Origin of the sequence: Alkalicoccus luteus (assembly GCF_012034335.1) — a bacterium.
In the GTDB taxonomy this organism is placed as follows: domain Bacteria; phylum Bacillota; class Bacilli; order Bacillales; family Salisediminibacteriaceae; genus Alkalicoccus; species Alkalicoccus luteus_A.
The window spans coordinates 1-510 of the sequence record NZ_JAATHJ010000081.1 but is presented as its reverse complement, the minus strand read 5'-3'; the positions used below and the strand labels follow the sequence as shown (position 1 = coordinate 510).

General features: G+C 51.6%; 2 rRNA genes. Both read left to right on the top strand.

Annotated features, from left to right (window positions below):
- Positions 1–89 (top strand): 16S ribosomal RNA (locus tag HCN83_RS18010); the annotation flags it as partial.
- Positions 90–396: 307 nt separating this feature from the next.
- Positions 397–510, top strand: a 23S ribosomal RNA gene (locus HCN83_RS18005); the annotation flags it as partial.

Genomic DNA, 510 nt, shown 5'->3' with positions numbered 1-510 from the left:
GGAGCCAGCCGCCGAAGGTGGGACAAATGATTGGGGTGAAGTCGTAACAAGGTATCCGTACCGGAAGGTGCGGATGGATCACCTCCTTTCTAAGGAGCATCAAGCTCAATCGATTCCTTCTGTCTCGCTCTTTTGTTTAGTTTTGAGAGGACCGCCTCTCTAGTTGCGTTCGTCAGGCAGTGCCTGTCACGACGCAGCGTGCCCTTTGAAAACCGGATAACGCAATGAAAACGAATCACCGGATTGAATCAATGATCAGAATACCTGGTTAGAGAGGAATCCGAGTGTCTTAGAAGAAATGCCGAGAACGACGAATCACTGGTATGCCAGATCCCTTTTTTAGGCATTGGGGTCTGATGCTGGATGGGCGTGAAGCCTGGTCAGCACGTATCAGATGGTTAAGCGACCAAGGGCGCACGGTGAATGCCTTGGCACTAGGAGCCGATGAAGGACGGGACGAACACCGATATGCTTCGGGGAGCTGTAAGTGAGCTGTGATCCGAAGATTTC